The organism is Massilibacteroides vaginae (assembly GCF_900178525.1).
In the GTDB taxonomy this organism is placed as follows: Bacteria; Bacteroidota; Bacteroidia; order Bacteroidales; family Tannerellaceae; genus Massilibacteroides; species Massilibacteroides vaginae.
Map to the genome: position 1 here is coordinate 193,467 of NZ_FXDJ01000006.1, position 17,110 is coordinate 210,576.

At 40.0% G+C, this 17,110-nt stretch carries 13 protein-coding genes and 1 tRNA gene; 7 read left to right on the plus strand and 7 right to left on the minus strand.

Annotation, left to right across the window (positions count from 1 at the left end):
* Positions 1-38: 38 nt before the first annotated feature.
* The 3 genes from B9Y81_RS01320 to B9Y81_RS01330 all read right to left on the minus strand — a co-directional run bounded on the left by B9Y81_RS01320 (position 39) and on the right by B9Y81_RS01330 (position 2,518).
* On the minus strand, positions 39-830 hold the full coding sequence (locus B9Y81_RS01320) for a FecR family protein (protein WP_176221428.1): 792 nt from the start codon (positions 828-830) through the stop codon (positions 39-41).
* Between the two features lie 204 nt (positions 831-1,034).
* Positions 1,035-1,613, minus strand: a complete 579-nt coding sequence (locus tag B9Y81_RS01325) for an RNA polymerase sigma-70 factor (RefSeq protein ID WP_085535198.1) — start codon at positions 1,611-1,613, stop codon at positions 1,035-1,037.
* 831 nt (positions 1,614-2,444) lie between these two features.
* Positions 2,445-2,518 (minus strand) — tRNA-Ala (locus tag B9Y81_RS01330).
* A gap of 68 nt (positions 2,519-2,586) precedes the next feature.
* On the opposite strand from B9Y81_RS01330, the gene B9Y81_RS01335 reads away from it, so the two are divergent.
* Both B9Y81_RS01335 and ruvC read left to right on the plus strand, forming a co-directional pair.
* Positions 2,587-2,901, plus strand: coding sequence for a DUF4286 family protein (locus B9Y81_RS01335; protein WP_085535199.1), 315 nt, complete (start codon positions 2,587-2,589; stop codon positions 2,899-2,901).
* The gene (gene ruvC / locus B9Y81_RS01340) at positions 2,898-3,455 is read left to right on the plus strand and encodes a crossover junction endodeoxyribonuclease RuvC (protein WP_085535200.1); all 558 of its coding nucleotides are present in this window, start codon (positions 2,898-2,900) and stop codon (positions 3,453-3,455) included. Before B9Y81_RS01335 ends, ruvC begins: the two co-directional genes overlap by 4 nt.
* Before the next feature lie 71 nt (positions 3,456-3,526).
* On the opposite strand, the gene gdhA is transcribed toward ruvC, so the two are convergent.
* Positions 3,527-4,861: an NADP-specific glutamate dehydrogenase gene (gdhA, locus tag B9Y81_RS01345; protein WP_085535201.1), complete on the minus strand. Its 1,335-nt coding sequence runs from the start codon at positions 4,859-4,861 to the stop codon at positions 3,527-3,529.
* 211 nt (positions 4,862-5,072) lie between these two features.
* Here gdhA and B9Y81_RS01350 point away from each other — a divergent pair, with 211 nt between their 5' ends.
* A complete protein-coding gene (locus B9Y81_RS01350; protein ID WP_085535202.1) occupies positions 5,073-8,030 on the plus strand; it encodes a PEP/pyruvate-binding domain-containing protein in 2,958 nt (985 codons plus the stop codon).
* Between the two features lie 20 nt (positions 8,031-8,050).
* On the opposite strand, the gene B9Y81_RS01355 is transcribed toward B9Y81_RS01350, so the two are convergent.
* From B9Y81_RS01355 to B9Y81_RS01365, 3 genes are all read right to left on the minus strand, one after another.
* Positions 8,051-8,782 (minus strand): nucleotidyltransferase family protein, encoded by a 732-nt coding sequence (locus tag B9Y81_RS01355; protein WP_085535203.1) that lies wholly within the window; start codon positions 8,780-8,782, stop codon positions 8,051-8,053.
* Complete coding sequence (locus B9Y81_RS01360; protein WP_085535204.1) at positions 8,779-10,209, minus strand: RapZ C-terminal domain-containing protein; 1,431 nt, start codon at positions 10,207-10,209, stop codon at positions 8,779-8,781. Before B9Y81_RS01360 ends, B9Y81_RS01355 begins: the two co-directional genes overlap by 4 nt.
* A gap of 165 nt (positions 10,210-10,374) precedes the next feature.
* Positions 10,375-11,709, minus strand: a complete 1,335-nt coding sequence (locus B9Y81_RS01365; protein WP_085535205.1) for an NADP-specific glutamate dehydrogenase — start codon at positions 11,707-11,709, stop codon at positions 10,375-10,377.
* A gap of 491 nt (positions 11,710-12,200) precedes the next feature.
* Here B9Y81_RS01365 and B9Y81_RS01370 point away from each other — a divergent pair, with 491 nt between their 5' ends.
* The 4 genes from B9Y81_RS01370 (at position 12,201) to B9Y81_RS01385 (ending at position 17,108) form a co-directional block, all read left to right on the plus strand.
* Entirely contained in the window at positions 12,201-13,346 is a 1,146-nt protein-coding gene (locus B9Y81_RS01370) for a DUF4861 domain-containing protein (RefSeq protein WP_085535206.1), read from the plus strand.
* Positions 13,347-13,365: 19 nt separating this feature from the next.
* Positions 13,366-14,661 (plus strand): MATE family efflux transporter, encoded by a 1,296-nt coding sequence (locus tag B9Y81_RS01375; RefSeq protein ID WP_085535207.1) that lies wholly within the window; start codon positions 13,366-13,368, stop codon positions 14,659-14,661.
* A 31-nt stretch (positions 14,662-14,692) separates the two neighbouring features.
* Positions 14,693-15,340, plus strand: coding sequence for an HAD family hydrolase (locus B9Y81_RS01380; RefSeq protein ID WP_085535208.1), 648 nt, complete (start codon positions 14,693-14,695; stop codon positions 15,338-15,340).
* Positions 15,341-15,440: 100 nt separating this feature from the next.
* Entirely contained in the window at positions 15,441-17,108 is a 1,668-nt protein-coding gene (locus tag B9Y81_RS01385; protein ID WP_085535209.1) for a formate--tetrahydrofolate ligase, read from the plus strand.
* Positions 17,109-17,110 lie beyond the last annotated feature (2 nt).

Consider the following 17,110-nt stretch of genomic DNA (forward strand, 5'->3'; position numbering starts at 1 on the left):
AAAAGGTTGTTTCATAGGCTGTGTGTTTTATTAATACCCTACTTAATGATTATTGTATTCGTTTTTTTATCCCGGAAATAAGAAAAACGGATACTCTCCTGCAAGAGGCCTAAAGCATAATCTATACCATCGGTTTGAAGAAACTTACCTGTATATAGATATTGATTTACATTTTGGTTTAATACATTTATTTTACAACCATACGACTTCTCAAAAACAGTCATTATATCGTCAAAACGTTCTTTATGAAAACTTAGAATACCATCCCGCCAGTCAAATTTTTCGAGGTCGGTTAATGTTGAAATTTGCAGATCTCCATTTAGATAGCTACACAGTGTATTTGGATCTAATTTCACATATTTTTCAGGAGATGATGCATCAACAATTTTTACAGACCCTTCAAAAAGGGCTGTTTCAAATCTATTTTTAGAGACATCAACATTAACGTTAAACTTTGTTCCTAAAACTTCTATTTTATGATTACCGGCAGATACACGAAAGGGAATATTTTCATTTCTGAAAATATCAAAATAGGCCTCTCCTTCAATTATTACTTCGCGAACGTCTTCGTTAAAAGTCACAGGATATTTTATAGAAGTACCTGCGTTTAAGCAGACTTTACTTCCATCAGGAAGGTCTATATTAACCCGTTGACCAAATGGAACCGTTATTGTTTGATAGGCGGTATGCGGTGTGACAGTCTTTTTAGTATATAAAGAATAAAAGGAAATGAATATCAACAAAAGTAGTACTGCGGCCTTTGAATAAGTCCAATAAATCTTTTTAAGAAAATGCTTATTGACAGCTTGTTCTTTTTTAGGTGTACTCAACTGTCGGCTAAATAAGCTCAGATTATAAATCTTCCTCTCCTTCAGGAAATGATCGTAATAATCTGGATGTTCCTCCAAATAATGCTTTAAATGTATTTTTTCTTTTTCAGAGAAACTACCTGAGAAAAATTTATGTAAATCCGGCTCCTTCATTCTTTTTATAGTTTGCGAACTATATATAAAGAACACGGGGAGGACAACAGCCTAGTTGTAAATAGTTAACAAAATATAAAACAGATAATCTTTCAGATTAGTTCTTAACTCGACCAAGGCTCTTGAAATATGATATTCAACACCTTTGACACTCATATTCATAATTTCAGCAATCTCTTTTCTGGTTTTATTTTCATCCCTACTCATAATAAATATCTTTCTTGTGTCTGATGGTAATTTACTTAACGTATCCTCCACAATTGCAGTAATTTCTGTTTTAAATAATTCGTTAGGCTCACAAGATGACAAGGAGTTAATCTGCAAATCCAACTCCCATTGATACAAATCACGAATATTATCTGAAATCGACTCTTGATATTTTCTTTGCCTGAGGTGGTTTAAGCATTTGTGTTTTACTACGGTAAGAATGAACGCAAGTATATTTGAGTTAGCCTGGTTAGTCAAACTATCTCTATTTGTCCAATACTCCATGAATGATTCAAGAACATAATCTTCTGATGCTTCAAAATCGCCAGTATAGGAAAAAGCAAAATGAATCAGCGGTTTTTCATACTTTCGAATTATCCTATTCAGTTTTTTCAAGTCTTGTGTATGATTAATATCATGCATCGGTTAATCCTATAAATTGTTGATTTAAAAAAAATATTACAGATTTAGGGTCTCTCAAATTTGACTATTTTAAGACAATTCGACTACCCTCAGTACTAAATCTCACTATCTGTAAATAAAATTAGCAACATGGTAAAGATACATTTATTTTTTGCAGGACAAAAAAACATAAAACCCTGCCCTATTTTTCACCATTAATTTTGTCGATAAAAATGATGATTTTAAATACAATTCCAATCAGGATTTTTTTATTCAGACTTCATTTAGATCAGGCAGAAAGTCCGGTTTACATATTGCCTTTTACTGAAGCAAATTAACAATTCAAATTTCACGCTGAAATGGAGGCGTTTTTTTGCAATACTATATGTTTGAAAATATATCCTTTATTTTTCTGAAGATAACCTTTATTTTTCCAAAAATAACCTTTATGTTTTTCGAAACACACAATTCATTGATTATCAAAAGGATAAGGAGACATCCAAAACCAGCAAACAAAGTGCCGTTTTTAACTTAAAAAAGGAGTAAAATTATTGTCGCCAATTTGAATTTCCATATATTGATGAATAGAAATATTAAGGCCATAATGTTTTTTAGTGTACATGGTTTTCCACTATACACTTGGACTATACATTAACATAGTTTTAACAATTAATGTACACTTTGGATACACCAGTTAATGTGGAGTCCTTTGGTCAAAAAAAATCAGTTTTACTAATTTTACACATAACAAACAAACCATAATGTGCTTATTATCAACTATTTATTTGGAGTTTTTTCTTAATTTCACTTTAACAAAAAAGAGAAGCCAAAACAATGACTTCTCTTATAAAGTGGAGCATATCGGACTCGAACCGATCACCTTTAGACTGCCAGTCTAACGCTCTAGCCAGATGAGCTAATGCCCCATAATTTCGAGTGCAAATATAGGCGTTTTCCTGATATATCCTATCTTTGTGTGATAAAATAAAGAGATATGATTGTTTACAACACTACTTTTCATATAGATAATGGGGTTTTGGATGAGGGCGTTGCTTTCTTAAGGGAGGTGTATTTGCCTCGCGCAAGTGCAAGTGGTTTTCTTCTGAATCCTTTACTTCGGAAAGTTTTGCATGATTCGGAAGATGAGGGGGTGAATTTCTCTGTTCAGTTTCATGTTAAGAACATCGACACGTTAAATTTTTGGTTAGAAAGCGAGGGTAAACTTTTGCATCAAGAGTTGGTTGCTAAGTTTGGGCCTAAAATTGCCGGGTTTAGTACGCTTCTTGAAGAAATTGACTGGAGAAAATGAGTAAAGAGCGTGTCATCTTAGGAATTGATCCGGGTACGATTGTCATGGGTTATGGAATTTTAGTTGTTAGGGGGAATAAGCCGAGCATGGAGGCTATTGGTGTATTGCAATTGAATAAGTTTGATGATCACTATCTGCGTCTTCGAAAAATTTTCGAACGCGTTACTTCCTTAATCGATCAATATCATCCGGATGAATTGGCTATTGAGGCTCCTTTTTTCGGAAAGAATGTGCAGAGTATGTTGAAATTAGGCCGGGCACAAGGTGTTGCCATGTCTGCGGCCTTAAATAGGGATATTCCGATTTTTGAATACGCTCCCTTGAAGATTAAAATGGCTATCACCGGAAATGGTAATGCGTCTAAAGAGCAGGTAGCAGGTATGTTGCAACGTATACTACATATCCCTGAATCGTCAATGCTACCGCAACTGGATGCAACAGACGGACTGGCCGCCGCGCTTTGTCATTATCTGCAATCGAATAATCCTATTGCTGAAAAGAAATACACAGGATGGAAGGATTTTATTGCCAAAAACCCCAAAAAGATAAGGTGATAAATAAGAAATGAGGCCCTTCAAGTATTGTTTGAAGAGCCTCTGTTTTAATCATTCAAATAGTTTAATTCTTATACAACCCCTTGTGCCATCATTGCACGGGCTACTTTCATAAAGCCTGCGATATTCGCTCCTTTTACATAATTAATATATTTTCCATCATTGCCATGAGCCACACACTGATCGTGGATACTTCCCATAATTTGATGTAGCTTCGCATCTACTTCAGCTGCTGTCCACGAAATATGCATCGCATTTTGTGTCATTTCCAGTCCGGATGTTGCTACACCACCGGCATTAACAGCCTTTCCGGGTGCAAATAGCTGATTATGCTCAATAAATAAATCCACTGCTTCAGCCGTACAGCCCATATTGGATACCTCAGCCACGCAGAGTGTTTTGTTTGCGATTAGCATACGTGCATCTTCTTCATTTAACTCATTCTGTGTAGCACACGGAAGCGCGATATCTACTTTATGTTCCCATGGTTTTTTATTGGGGAAGAAAGTCGCACCTGGGAATTCATCTGCGTAAGGGGCTACAATATCATTCCCTGAGTTACGTAACTCAAGCATATAATCAATCTTTTTACCGGAAATGCCATCCGGATCATAGATGTATCCGTCAGGTCCTGAAATCGTAACTACTTTAGCACCTAATTCTGTAGCCTTTATTGTAGCACCCCAGGCCACATTTCCAAAACCGGAGACTGACACACTCTTACCTTTAATATCTATGCCATGCGTTTTCAGCATTTGGTGCACAAAATAAAGGGCGCCGAATCCGGTTGCTTCCGGACGAAGGATAGAACCTCCGAATTCCATTCCTTTTCCTGTAAATGTTCCGGTGTTTTCACGTGCCAGTTTCTTATACATACCATACATATAGCCTACTTCTCGTCCGCCAACACCTATATCACCGGCCGGAACATCTGTGTCCGGTCCTATATTATGCCACAACTCGAGTATAAAGGCTTGGCAGAAACGCATGATCTCCGCGTCGCTCTTTCCGCGAATAGAGAAGTCGGAACCGCCTTTACCACCACCCATAGGCAATGTTGTCAATGCATTTTTAAACGTTTGTTCGAAACCGAGAAATTTCAATATTGAAAGATTTACAGACGGGTGGAAGCGGATACCTCCTTTATACGGACCAATTGCGTTATTATATTGTACGCGATAACCAAGGTTTACCTGAACTTTTCCTTTGTCATCTACCCAAGGCACCCGAAATGTGAGTATCCGTTCAGGTTCGACCAGACGCTCAATAATACCAGCTTTTTCGAATTCCGGATGTTGGTTATACACATCTTCTATTGAAAGAAGAACTTCTTTTACGGCTTGCAAGTATTCCTTCTCTCCAGGATGTTTTGCTTCAAGCTCTGCAAGAATCAGGTCTGTTTTCATAAGCATCATTTTTTAGTTAGACTTACATATTGATCACAAATGTATGGAAAAACAGGAGTTAACCAAGTTTCCGTCTGTCTTTTTTCGCCTTTTGTACAACATATTCAAAAATCCTGTCAGGGTAATTGCGTTTTATGGCTATATCCGTGTTTCTTATAGGTTTATCTTATGTTTTTAGCTATTTTTGACGCGATAAATACGATGATTAATTATGAGCAATATTCCTAATTTCAAGAATCTTGTCTTTAAAGATACCTCATTTGCCAACCTGATGAATAAGCGTATCTACAATATATTACTGATAGCCACCAAGTACGATTCCTTTATGCTGGAAGATGACGGGCGCGTGGATGAACAAATATTCAATGAATATGTGGGACTAAGTTTGCGATATCCTCCACGTTTTACGCAAGTCAGCACAAAGAAAGAAGCTTTAGCCGAGCTTTCAAAGCGCAACTTTGAGTTGGTTATATACATGCCTAATATGGATGACGCGGACATGTTTGGTTCGGCTAAAGTGATCAAGTCGCTTTATCAGGAAATTCCGATCGTTGTATTAACACCTTTTTCAAAAGAAGTTTCCAAACGTGTCGCGAATGAAGATTTAAGTGCTTTTGACTACATTTTCAGTTGGCTTGGAAACTCCGAGTTGCTATTGGCAATCATTAAGTTGATAGAAGACAAGATGAATGCGCCGGACGATACGCTCAGCGTAGGTGTTCAGATTATTTTGTTGGTGGAAGACTCGATTCGCTTCTATTCTTCGGCCTTACCTCACCTGTATCGCTTCGTGCTGGAACAAAGTCAGGAATTTTCAAAAGAGGCGCTGAACGCACATCAACGCACATTGCGTATGCGTGGCCGGCCTAAAATTAAACTTGCCCGCAACTATGAGGAAGCAGTCAGGATATTTGACCAGTACAGAGACAACATTCTGGGCATTATTTCAGACATGAGTTTTCCTCGTGAAGGGAAAAAGGATCCCTACGCCGGTTACCGGTTCGGGCAGTATGTCAGAGATACCGGGATGATTATTCCCATTGTTATGGAATCTTCCGAATCAGATAATGTAGTTTATGCCAAAAAGCTGAAAGCGTCTTTCATCGACAAAAATTCGAAAAGTTATCCGCAGGATTTACGCAAAAAGATCATGCAACGATTTGGATTTGGTGATTTTGTTATTCTTAATCCCAAAACCAAACAGGAGATCATGCGTATACATGATCTGAAAGACCTGCAAAAAAAGATATTCAACATACCGGACGAATCGATTTTGTATCACCTTTGTCGTAATCATTTCTCGCGCTTTTTCTATTCACGGGCCATGTTCCCACCGGCAGAAGTGCTGAAGCGAATAGCTGTAAGTGACTATAAAGACATGAGTGAAGCCCGGCAGTTGATTTTTGACCTCATTGTTCAGTACAGACGGATGAAGAATACCGGCGTTGTTGCTGTTTACCAGAAAGAACGATTCGACGAATACAGTAATTTTGCCCGTATCGGAGAGGGATCGTTAGGAGGTAAAGGGCGTGGTCTGGCTTTTATCGGAGCCATGGTAAAACGTTATCCGGAGTTCGACAGCAATCACTTCGGGGTTAATATCCCCAGAACAGTTGTTATCTGTACAGATATCTTCGATACGTTTATGGAAACGAATGATCTCTATCCGCTTGCTTTGAGTGACGCTTCCGACGAAGATATCTTAAAATATTTCCTAAGGTCGAGTCTGCCGGCTGATTTAGTGGAAGATTTTATCGCCTTCTTTGATGTAATAAAAGGTCCGCTTGCAGTGCGCTCTTCCAGCTTGCTGGAGGATTCACACTATCAACCTTTTGCCGGTATTTATTCGACCTATATGATTCCGAAGGTTGATGATAAGTATGAAATGCTTCGGGCGGTTAGCGATGCGATCAAAGCGGTATATGCTTCCGTGTTTTACAAGGACAGCAAAGCCTATATGACCGCGACTTCCAATGTTATCGACCAGGAAAAAATGGCGATTGTACTGCAAGAAGTTGTGGGCACACAGTATAACACACATTTCTATCCGAACATATCGGGTGTTGCCCGTTCGCTCAACTTCTACCCCATCGGTAACGAAAAGGCGGAAGACGGCATTGTTAACATCGCTCTTGGTTTAGGGAAGTATATTGTTGATGGCGGACAAACACTACGTTTCTCGCCTCGTCATCCGCACAGTATTCTGCAAATGAGCACACTCGACTTTGCCTTACGAGAAACACAAACCCGGTTTTACGCGCTCGACCTGACCAATCAAGCCAAACAGTTTGCGATAGATGATTCTTTCAACCTGCTCAGACTGAATTTAAAAGACGCGGAAACCGATGGCGGACTCAAATTTTTAGTTTCCACCTATGATCCTTACGATCAGGTTATTCGTGACGGATTCTACCCCGGAGGACGCAAAATACTTTCTTTTGCCAACATTCTTCAACACGATGTATTTCCACTGGCAGAAACGTTAGACAGGATTTTGCACGTAGGACAAGAAGAGATGGGGCGTCCTATAGAAATAGAATTCGCCGTTACCATTAATCCGAATGATTTCACACAGGCTACCTTTTATTTACTACAGGTAAGACCGATCGTGGAAAATAAGGAAGTAATGAACGAAGATCTTACGCAAACGGATCAACAAGACACTATTCTTTATTCAACCAGCGCGTTAGGACATGGCATCATACAGAACGTACAAGACATTATCTATGTTAAAACCGAAGCGTTTAACTCGGCAGACAATCAGCTGATCGGGTTTGAATTAGAGAAACTGAACAGCAAGTTCACCAATTCGGAGTCCGGGTATATTCTGGTAGGTCCCGGTCGTTGGGGAAGTAGCGACCCATGGTTAGGCATTCCGATAAAATGGCCTCACATTTGCCATGCCCGGGTTATTGTAGAATGCGGACTTGAGAATTATCGGATAGACCCAAGTCAGGGAACACATTTTTTCCAGAATCTGACGTCATTCGGGGTCGGTTATTTCACCGTTAATCCATTCAAAAACGATGGTTGGTTTGATGAAGATTTTCTGAACGGACTACCTGCTATCGAAGAGACAAAACATCTTCGACATGTGCGTTTTAACAAACCTGTGATAATTAAGATGAATGGTAAAAAAGGTATTGGCTTAATCCTTAAACCGGATTAAGCCGGTGCTTACACCATTTATTAAGCCTTCATCCATTCTTCCGCTTTGGCTAAAAAGTCCGGTTTACCCACATCAAAAAGACTCAGATCTTCAGATGGATAAGCCAGAATATCAGTCTTAGCGCAAATAGAAAGATAGAAATTTATGATCGGAAATTTCCCGGTCCACTCTTCCATCCATTCAAAAATCTTGGGCGAAAGTACATGAACACCCCCAAAAGCGTATTCCGTATATTGTAAAGGATCAAAGTCGGGGAAATAAGATTTCACTTCACCGGTTTCTCTGTTACGCCAACCGCAAAGTTTGGATTGCTTGTCAAACAACAGATAGCGGGAAGTTTCGCGTTTACTTACCAAAAGGGTTGCCAGCGGATTATTAGCCAGATGATAGTCATATAGCGCCCGAAGATCCACATTCGAAATGATATCCACATTGTGAATCAGGAAGGGCTCGTCTCCTTGCAGGAAACTCATTGCTTTCTTTATTCCACCTCCGGTATCGAGCAGATAATCACTTTCGTCAGAGATTTGAATATCCAATCCAAAATTATCGTTAGCAGTCAGATAATCAATTATCTGCTGTCCGAAATGATGTACATTAATAATTACATGATGAAAACCCGCTGCTTTCAATTTCAAAATCACATGTTCAAGCATAGGTTTCCCATTCAGCGGAATTAAAGCCTTCGGAACTTCATCTGTTAATGGCTTCAAACGCGAACCGATACCGGCTGCAAAAATCATTGCTTTCATATTATGGCGTCAAATGTTTGATCAATATTCTGTTCCCTATGGGTTAAATGAACTTTTACCCCAAATTTAGCATGCAAATGTTCTGCCAGATGCTGTGCCGAATACACCGAACGGTGTCTGCCTCCGGTACAGCCAAAACAAATCATCAAATTCGTGAATCCTCTGTCAAGATACCGCTTTACCGTAGCATCAACCAGGGTATAAGCATTATCAAGAAAGTGTGTGATCTCTCCGTCTTTCTCTAAGAATTCAACAACCGGCTCATCCAGTCCGTTGAAATGGTTGTAGCGTTCGTATTTACCCGGATTATTTATTGCCCGGCAATCAAACACAAACCCTCCCCCATTACCCGAAGGGTCATTGGGTATTCCCTTTTTATAGGAAAAGCTTACCACCTTGACTTCCAGCATTCTCTTTTGCATATCGTCTGAAAATTGCGACAATAAGCATAAGTCCTTCAATACGGCACAAAGGTAAGGGTATTCTATATAGTCTTCCCGAAGCAGGTGTTTCAGGTTCTCAATGGCATAAGGAATACTTTGAATAAAGTGCGGCTTCTTTTCGAAATACCCGCGAAACCCATAGGCTCCTAAAACCTGAAGTGTACGGAAAAGCACGAAGTGGCGTAAGCGTAAAAGAAAATCCTCACGATCTACGGTTGTAAATTCGGATAACGCATCGATGTATTCATCAACGAGTTCAAACCTGAGGTCTTCCGGAAATCGTGCCTTTGCCTGCCACAAGAAGGAGGCTATATCGTAATAAACCGGACCTTTTCGTCCACCTTGAAAATCGATAAACCAGGGTTCCCCGTCTTTCACCATCACATTTCGCGATTGAAAATCCCGGTAAAGGAAAGTAGAAGAGGGTTTATCGAGCAATACTTTTACTAATTTATTGAAATCGTCTTCCAGGCGATTTTCCTGAAAGTCGAGACCGGTCGATTTAAGAAAACAATATTTAAAATAATTCAAGTCCCAAAGTACGGCGCGCTCATTGAATTCCGCTTGTGGATAACAATACGAAAAATCCATTCCTTCGGCTCCTTTAAACTGTATTTGCGGTAACAAATGAATTGTTTTGCGTAACAATCTACGTTCGTCTTCATCAAAAACACTACTTTGGCGTCCTTTCACTATTTCGTCAAACAACAACGAATCCCCCAGATCTTCCTGCAGGTAAAAAAGTTCGTTGCCCGAAACATGGTACACCTTAGGTACCGGCAAACCCTGTCTTCTGAAATGAGAAGACATATAAATAAAAGCTCTGTTTTCCTCTTTAGAGGTTCCGCTAACACCTATTAGTGTTTTCTCTCCGGTCAAACGGAAATACCTCCGGTTTGATCCGGAAGATGGCAATTCTGTTATATCTTTCGCAGGGACACCAATGTTAGATAAATAAAGTTTTCTCAGTTCGTCGGCAACCATTGTTATGCATTTATGCTACGAAGTTAAAACTTTAATGCACAAAAGGCAATTCTAATCCGATAAATATATTGAAACCTATATAAAGAAAAAAGGAAGGGAGGCCGCTAACTTAAGTTAGTAAAACCTCCCTTCGCATGATTATTAATCTCAGATGCAATAGATTTCTTACAAAATGCCCTGCGACATCATCGCTTTGGCAACCTTCATAAATCCGGCAATATTTGCGCCTTTAACATAATTGATAGTTCCATCGGCTTCGGTTCCATACTTCACACATTGTTCGTGAATTGAGAACATTATACTTTTTAATTTTTCATCTACCTCTTCACTTGCCCAACTCAGCTTCATGGCATTTTGTGTCATCTCCAGTCCAGACACCGACACACCACCGGCATTTGCAGCCTTACCCGGGGCATAAAGAATTTTCGCTTTAAGGAATGCGTCGATAGCTTCGGGCGTTGAGGGCATGTTTGCTCCTTCTGAAACCGCGAAACATCCATTGGCCAACAACGCTTTGGCGTCGTCTTCGTTTAATTCATTCTGGGTAGCACTCGGCATGGCGATATCGCATTTTTCATGCCATGGGCGACCACCTGCCACATATTTACAACCATACTCTTCGGCGTATTCACGAATACGACCGCGATACAGGTTTTTCAGATCCATTATATGTTTCAGCTTTTCAGCATCAATGCCTTCGGGATCATAAATATAGCCGTCTGAGTCTGAAAGCGTTACCACTTTCGCCCCAAGACTGATTAATTTCTCAGTTGTATATTGTGCCACATTTCCGGATCCGGAAACGGCAACTGTTTTTCCTTTGATATCAATATTGCGGGTTTTAAGCATTTCCAGCAGGAAATATACATTTCCATATCCGGTAGCTTCCGGACGAATCAACGATCCGCCGAATTCAATTCCCTTACCTGTGAATGTTCCCGTATTTTCGCGTGCCAGTTTTTTATACATTCCATACATGTAAGCCACTTCACGCCCACCTACACCTATATCACCGGCAGGAACATCCGTGTCCGGACCGATATGACGCCAAAGCTCCATCACAAAAGCCTGACAGAAACGCATAATTTCAGCATTAGACTTTCCACGCGGGCTGAAATCCGAACCTCCCTTTCCTCCGCCCATAGGCAAAGTTGTCAGTGAGTTTTTAAATGTTTGTTCAAAAGCCAGAAACTTCAGAATACCCAGATTAACAGATGAGTGGAAACGAATCCCACCTTTATAAGGTCCAATCGCATTATTATGCTGCACACGGTATCCCATATTCGTATGTACGTTGCCTTTATCATCCACCCAGGTTACACGGAAAGAAAAAATTCTGTCCGGAATACACAGACGCTCAATCAGATTTGTTTTTTCAAATTCAGGATGTTCATTATATACATCTTCAATTGTAGTTAAAACTTCAGCAACTGCCTGATGATACTCCGGTTCATTTGGAAATTTTCTTTTTAGAAGGTCCAATACTTCATTAGATTTCATTGAATGATTATTTTGAATGTTATACCATATACCTATTCGTCAGAATGTCGTTGACCAACGACCGAACAAAGGTAAGCATTTACGCCCAACTAACAAATATTTGAAAGCAAAAATAAGCAATAAAAGTCATTTAGTCATCAAAACAACTAATCAATGATATATATATTCATTCTATAGTTTATTTAGAAATCTATTTTATAACAAAAAAATGAAAAGTTACTTTATTTAAAAAAACATATCCTTTATTTTCCTTTTTCTATATCTGTGGAAAAACTTTTCTACAGTTGTGGTAAAGTTTTTCTATATATATGGAAAAAGCAAAATATACTTTGTGTTTGAATAAACATCCTTTTATTTATCAAATTACTCCTTTCTCCCTGCATTTTATTTGAAACGCTGTTTTTTTACAGGATTAAAATTTTCCTTTTTCGCTTTTATTGTGCTTATTTGCATACGTCAATTAAAATATAAATCTGTCTATATTATAATGTATGAATAAAACGATTAGTTTTTTACTGCTTCTGGTACTTATTGGTTGTACAAACAAAAATTCATTTAAAGTAACTGTTGCTAACCCTTCTTCATTCGACCGCACGAATGAAATTGTGGAACTACCGCTCACCGGCATTATTTTAAAAATGCAGGATAAGGATTTTATCATTACGGATGCGAATGACAAACAGATTCCTTATCAGAAAACGTTTGACAACAAGGTGATTTTTCCGGTTAATATAACGGCAAATAATAAGGTGACTTATACAATCAAAGAAGGTAGTCCGGAACCTTATACACCTGTCGTTTTTGGCAAACTTTATCCGGAACGGGTGGATGATATTGCCTGGGAAAACGACCGCATCGCGTTCAGAACCTACGGTCCTGCCCTACAGGCTACGGGCGAAAAGGCTTATGGGTTTGACATTTGGGTTAAACGTGTGCCCGAACTGGTGGTTAAGGAACGTTACCGCAAGGAACTGGAAGATAAAATTTCATATCATACCGATCATGGCAATGGTTTAGACTATTATAAAGTAGGCCCTACGTTGGGAGCAGGTGCTCCGGCATTGATCGTTAACGACTCGATCGCGTATCCCTATTGCTATAAAACATTCGAGATTGTAGACAACGGTCCGTTGCGTTTCACGGTAAAACTAACCTACAATCCACTGACTATTAATGAGAACAATTCTGTTATTGAGCATCGTACCATCTCCTTAGATGCGGGTACGCAAATGAATAAGGTTACGGTTTTCTATAAAAACCTGACCGAATCTTTGCCCGTTGCGGCCGGTATCGTATTGCATGAACCAAGTGATGAGTTTGTGGTAAGTAAGGACGGGGGATACATAGCCTATGCTGATCCGGCTGATCCCGAAAACGGACAAACTTATATCGGTGCTGCTTTCCCTTTGGCTTTGAATGAAGCTAAAGCGGTTTATTTTTCCGACAAAGAAAAAGCGGAACGCGGAGCAAACGGTCATATTTTAGGTATTGCAGACTATAAACCGGGTAGTGAGTTTGTTTATTACTTTGGCGCAGGCTGGAACAAATGGGGGTTTGAAACTCCGGCAGACTGGTTTAGCTATGTTAAAGCATTTAGTACGCAACTTAAAGAGCCGCTTGAAGTTAGTTATGAATAAGCGTCTGTTTACATAAGCGATGAACAGGCAAATATTACGATTAGCCATTCCTTCTATCGTTTCTAATATCACTGTTCCTTTATTAGGGTTGGTCGATATGGCTATTGTCGGGCATTTGGGTTCTGCTTCCTATATTGGTGCAATAGCGGTAGGAACGATGATGTTCAATATTATATATTGGGTGTTTGGGTTTCTGCGTATGGGTACGGGAGGTTTAGCCGCTCAAGCGTATGGAGAACGTAATCTGAAAGGATTGATGCAGCTACTCACCCGCTCTATCACAATCGCCTTAGGTTTGGCATTAGCCCTCATCCTTCTGCAGTATCCGATAGAATGGCTCACGTTCCGATTGGTAGAGAGCAGTAATGAAGTAGCCGCTTTAGCTACGATTTATTTCCGGATCTGCATCTGGGGTGCTCCGGCAATACTTAGTTTATATTGTTTTACGGGTTGGTTTATCGGAATGCAAAACACGCGTATCCCTATGATAATCGCCATCACACAAAACATCATTAATATTATTGGCAGCCTGCTTCTTGTTTATGTTTTTGATCTGGGTATTGCAGGACTCGCTTCTGCCACATTGATTGCCCAATACAGTGGTGTGTTTATGGCCATAGGTTTCTGGCTTATTTATTACAGCAGACTGAAGGTGCATTTCAATTTCAGGAAAAGCTTTGAATCAAAAGCAATGCGGATATTCTTTTCGGTAAACAGCGATATTTTTCTCCGCACGCTTTGTCTTGTTTCCGTAACAACCTTTTTCACCACCACAGGCGCCAAACAAGGCGACTTAGTATTGGCCGTCAACGCCTTACTCATGCAGCTGTTCACCCTTTATTCTTATTTCATGGATGGATTCGCTTATGCCGGTGAGGCATTGACCGGACGTTTTGTAGGAGCCGGCAATCGTGTAGCCCTGCTGAGAATGATCCGTCAATTATTTGTTTGGGGAATTTCATTAGCTGTTTTCTTTACGCTCCTTTATTTATTAGGCGGGAAAGATTTTCTGCGTTTGCTTACGAATAATAAAGACGTCATTTCTACTTCAGCAAACTATTTTTATTGGGTACTGGCGATTCCTCTTGCGGGATTTTCCGCTTTTTTATGGGACGGGATTTTTATCGGAGCTACTCAAACAAGAAAAATGTTATATTCCATGTTGATCTCTTCCTTTTTGTTTTTCTTTTTATTCTTCTTATTAAACAATCAGCTGGGAAATCATGCGCTTTGGTTGGCTTTCATTTGTTATCTCTCGTTCAGAGGTATCCTTCAAACGTTCTGGAGTCGTTCTTTTATTAAAGAATTTGGGTAACTTTGTATATAAACTAAATAAAAAACAAAGCATGAAGCAATTAGTGATATTCGATCTGGACGGAACACTCCTAAACACGATTGCCGACCTGGCAGTCAGCACTAATTACGCCTTATCACAAAATGGATTTCCTACACACGAAACAGCAGCTTATAATTTTTTTGTAGGAAATGGCATAAACAAACTATTCGAACGCGCACTACCGGATGGAGAAAAAACGGAAGAAAACATTCGCTTGATAAGGGCGTCTTTTTTACCCTATTACGATAAGCATCATACGGATTATAGTTCTCCTTATCCGGGCATTCCGGAGTTACTCGCGGCCTTGCAGGCAAAAGGGATCACGCTTGCCGTCGCATCCAACAAATACCAGTCTGCCACAGAAGAGTTAATACGTCATTTCTTTCCCAACATTTCTTTTGCGATAGTGCTTGGACAAAGGGAAGGTATTCCTCCAAAGCCGGATCCGTCTATCGTAAATCAAATTTTAGCGCATACGGGAATAACGAAAGAAAACACGCTATATGTAGGCGACTCGGGAGTAGATATGCAAACTGTTCTGAACAGTGAAGTAGATGGCGTTGGCGTAACCTGGGGATTTCGTCCCAGAGCGGAACTGGAAAAATTTAATCCTAAACATATAGTAGATGAGGCGTGGGAAATAGCGTCTTTTATCTAACGTGTTTTACGAAAGTATAACGCTGGTTGTTTGACACAACGAACAACAACCTTATTCAAATCTTTTTGTTATCATAATACATCTTAATCAATAAATACGCATGAAATCTGACATCGAAATCGCGAGAAGTGTATCTCTTTCAAAAATCAATGAAGTAGCGGATAAAACAGGCATTCCGCATGAAGAAGTGCTTAATTACGGTCACCATATTGCTAAAGTACCGCTTCGTTTTATTAATGAGGAAAAAGTACGGAAGAGCAATCTGATTTTAGTAACGGCAATTACACCGACTAAGGCCGGAATCGGAAAAACAACCGTTTCTATCGGTTTGGCGCTGGGGTTAAACAGAATTAAAAAAAACGCGATTGTTGCGCTTCGTGAGCCGTCTCTCGGTCCATGCTTTGGCATGAAGGGAGGAGCAGCCGGAGGTGGTTATGCTCAAGTAGTTCCGATGGAGAATATAAACCTGCATTTTACGGGAGATTTCCATGCGATCACTTCAGCGCACAACATGATCACTGCGTTGCTTGATAACTACATTTATCAGAACAGAAAAACAGGTAGTGGTTTAAAAGAAATTAAATGGAAACGCGTATTGGATGTAAATGACCGTAGTTTACGAAATGTGATAACCGGTTTAGGAGGCTCGGCAAATGGCATACCTACCGAATCCGGATTTGACATTACCCCGGCTTCGGAAATTATGGCGATATTCTGTTTATCTACCGACCTAGACGATCTTCGCCGTCGCGTAGGAAATATCCTTTTAGGGTATACTTTTGAAAATAAGCCTTTCACGGTTAACGATCTGGGCATTTCGGGTGCTATCACTGCCTTGCTGAAAGACGCTTTACTGCCTAATTTAGTTCAAACAACAGAAAACACGGCGGCATTTGTACACGGAGGTCCTTTTGCTAACATTGCTCATGGATGCAACTCCGTTCTTGCCACCAAAATGGCTCTTTCTTATGGAGATTATGTGATAACGGAAGCAGGTTTTGGTGCCGACTTGGGAGCTGAAAAATTCTTCAACATCAAATGCCGGAAAACCGGCTTAGCCCCCAAATTAACCGTGATTGTCGCAACTGCCCAAAGTTTAAAAATGCACGGCGGTGTACCTGAAGACAAAATCAAAGAACAGAACATTGAAGGATTAAAGAACGGACTTGCCAATCTGGACAAACATATAGAGAACATGAAAAGTTTCGGTCAGGAAGTGATCGTTACTTTTAATCGATTCGCGACAGACACCGATGAAGAAATAGCCTTAGTTGACGAACATTGCCGCAAGTTAGGTGTAGGATTCGCCATGAACACCGTGTTTGCCGAAGGTGGTAAAGGTGGCGAAGAGCTTGCCCGTCTTGTTGTAGACACAATCGAGAAGCGACCTTCTAAACCACTTCAGTTCACCTATGAAGACAGTGATTCTATCCGCACTAAAGTAAAAAAGGTTACCGAAAAGATTTACGGAGCAGCCTCCATCGTCTATTCTTCGCCTGCTGAAAAGAAAATAAAACAGGTTGAAGAACTGGGCTTTTCGCACTTCCCGATCTGTATCGCTAAAACGCAATATTCTTTCTCAGCGGATGCGAAAGCTTACGGCGTAGCAAAAGATTTTGAATTGGTGGTAAGAGACATCGTTATCAACAGCGGCTCAGAAATGATTGTAATTATCATGGGTGAGATCATGCGTATGCCGGGCCTGCCAAAGATTCCACAGGCACAGAAGATCGATGTCGTTGACGGACTGATCGAAGGATTGAGTTAATC

What these genes read in the sequence shown, in the direction of transcription:
- B9Y81_RS01385 (WP_085535209.1), top strand. Translation starts at nt 15,441, where the DNA reads ATGAAATCTGACATCGAAATCGCGAGAAGTGTATCTCTTTCAAAAATC.
- B9Y81_RS01350 (WP_085535202.1), top strand. Translation starts at nt 5,073, where the DNA reads ATGAGCAATATTCCTAATTTCAAGAATCTTGTCTTTAAAGATACCTCA.
- B9Y81_RS01375 (WP_085535207.1), top strand. Translation starts at nt 13,366, where the DNA reads ATGAACAGGCAAATATTACGATTAGCCATTCCTTCTATCGTTTCTAAT.
- B9Y81_RS01355 (WP_085535203.1), bottom strand. Translation starts at nt 8,782, where the DNA reads ATGAAAGCAATGATTTTTGCAGCCGGTATCGGTTCGCGTTTGAAGCCA.
- ruvC (WP_085535200.1), top strand. Translation starts at nt 2,898, where the DNA reads ATGAGTAAAGAGCGTGTCATCTTAGGAATTGATCCGGGTACGATTGTC.
- B9Y81_RS01365 (WP_085535205.1), bottom strand. Translation starts at nt 11,709, where the DNA reads ATGAAATCTAATGAAGTATTGGACCTTCTAAAAAGAAAATTTCCAAAT.
- B9Y81_RS01360 (WP_085535204.1), bottom strand. Translation starts at nt 10,209, where the DNA reads ATGGTTGCCGACGAACTGAGAAAACTTTATTTATCTAACATTGGTGTC.
- B9Y81_RS01370 (WP_085535206.1), top strand. Translation starts at nt 12,201, where the DNA reads ATGAATAAAACGATTAGTTTTTTACTGCTTCTGGTACTTATTGGTTGT.
- B9Y81_RS01335 (WP_085535199.1), top strand. Translation starts at nt 2,587, where the DNA reads ATGATTGTTTACAACACTACTTTTCATATAGATAATGGGGTTTTGGAT.
- B9Y81_RS01325 (WP_085535198.1), bottom strand. Translation starts at nt 1,613, where the DNA reads ATGCATGATATTAATCATACACAAGACTTGAAAAAACTGAATAGGATA.
- gdhA (WP_085535201.1), bottom strand. Translation starts at nt 4,861, where the DNA reads ATGAAAACAGACCTGATTCTTGCAGAGCTTGAAGCAAAACATCCTGGA.
- B9Y81_RS01380 (WP_085535208.1), top strand. Translation starts at nt 14,693, where the DNA reads ATGAAGCAATTAGTGATATTCGATCTGGACGGAACACTCCTAAACACG.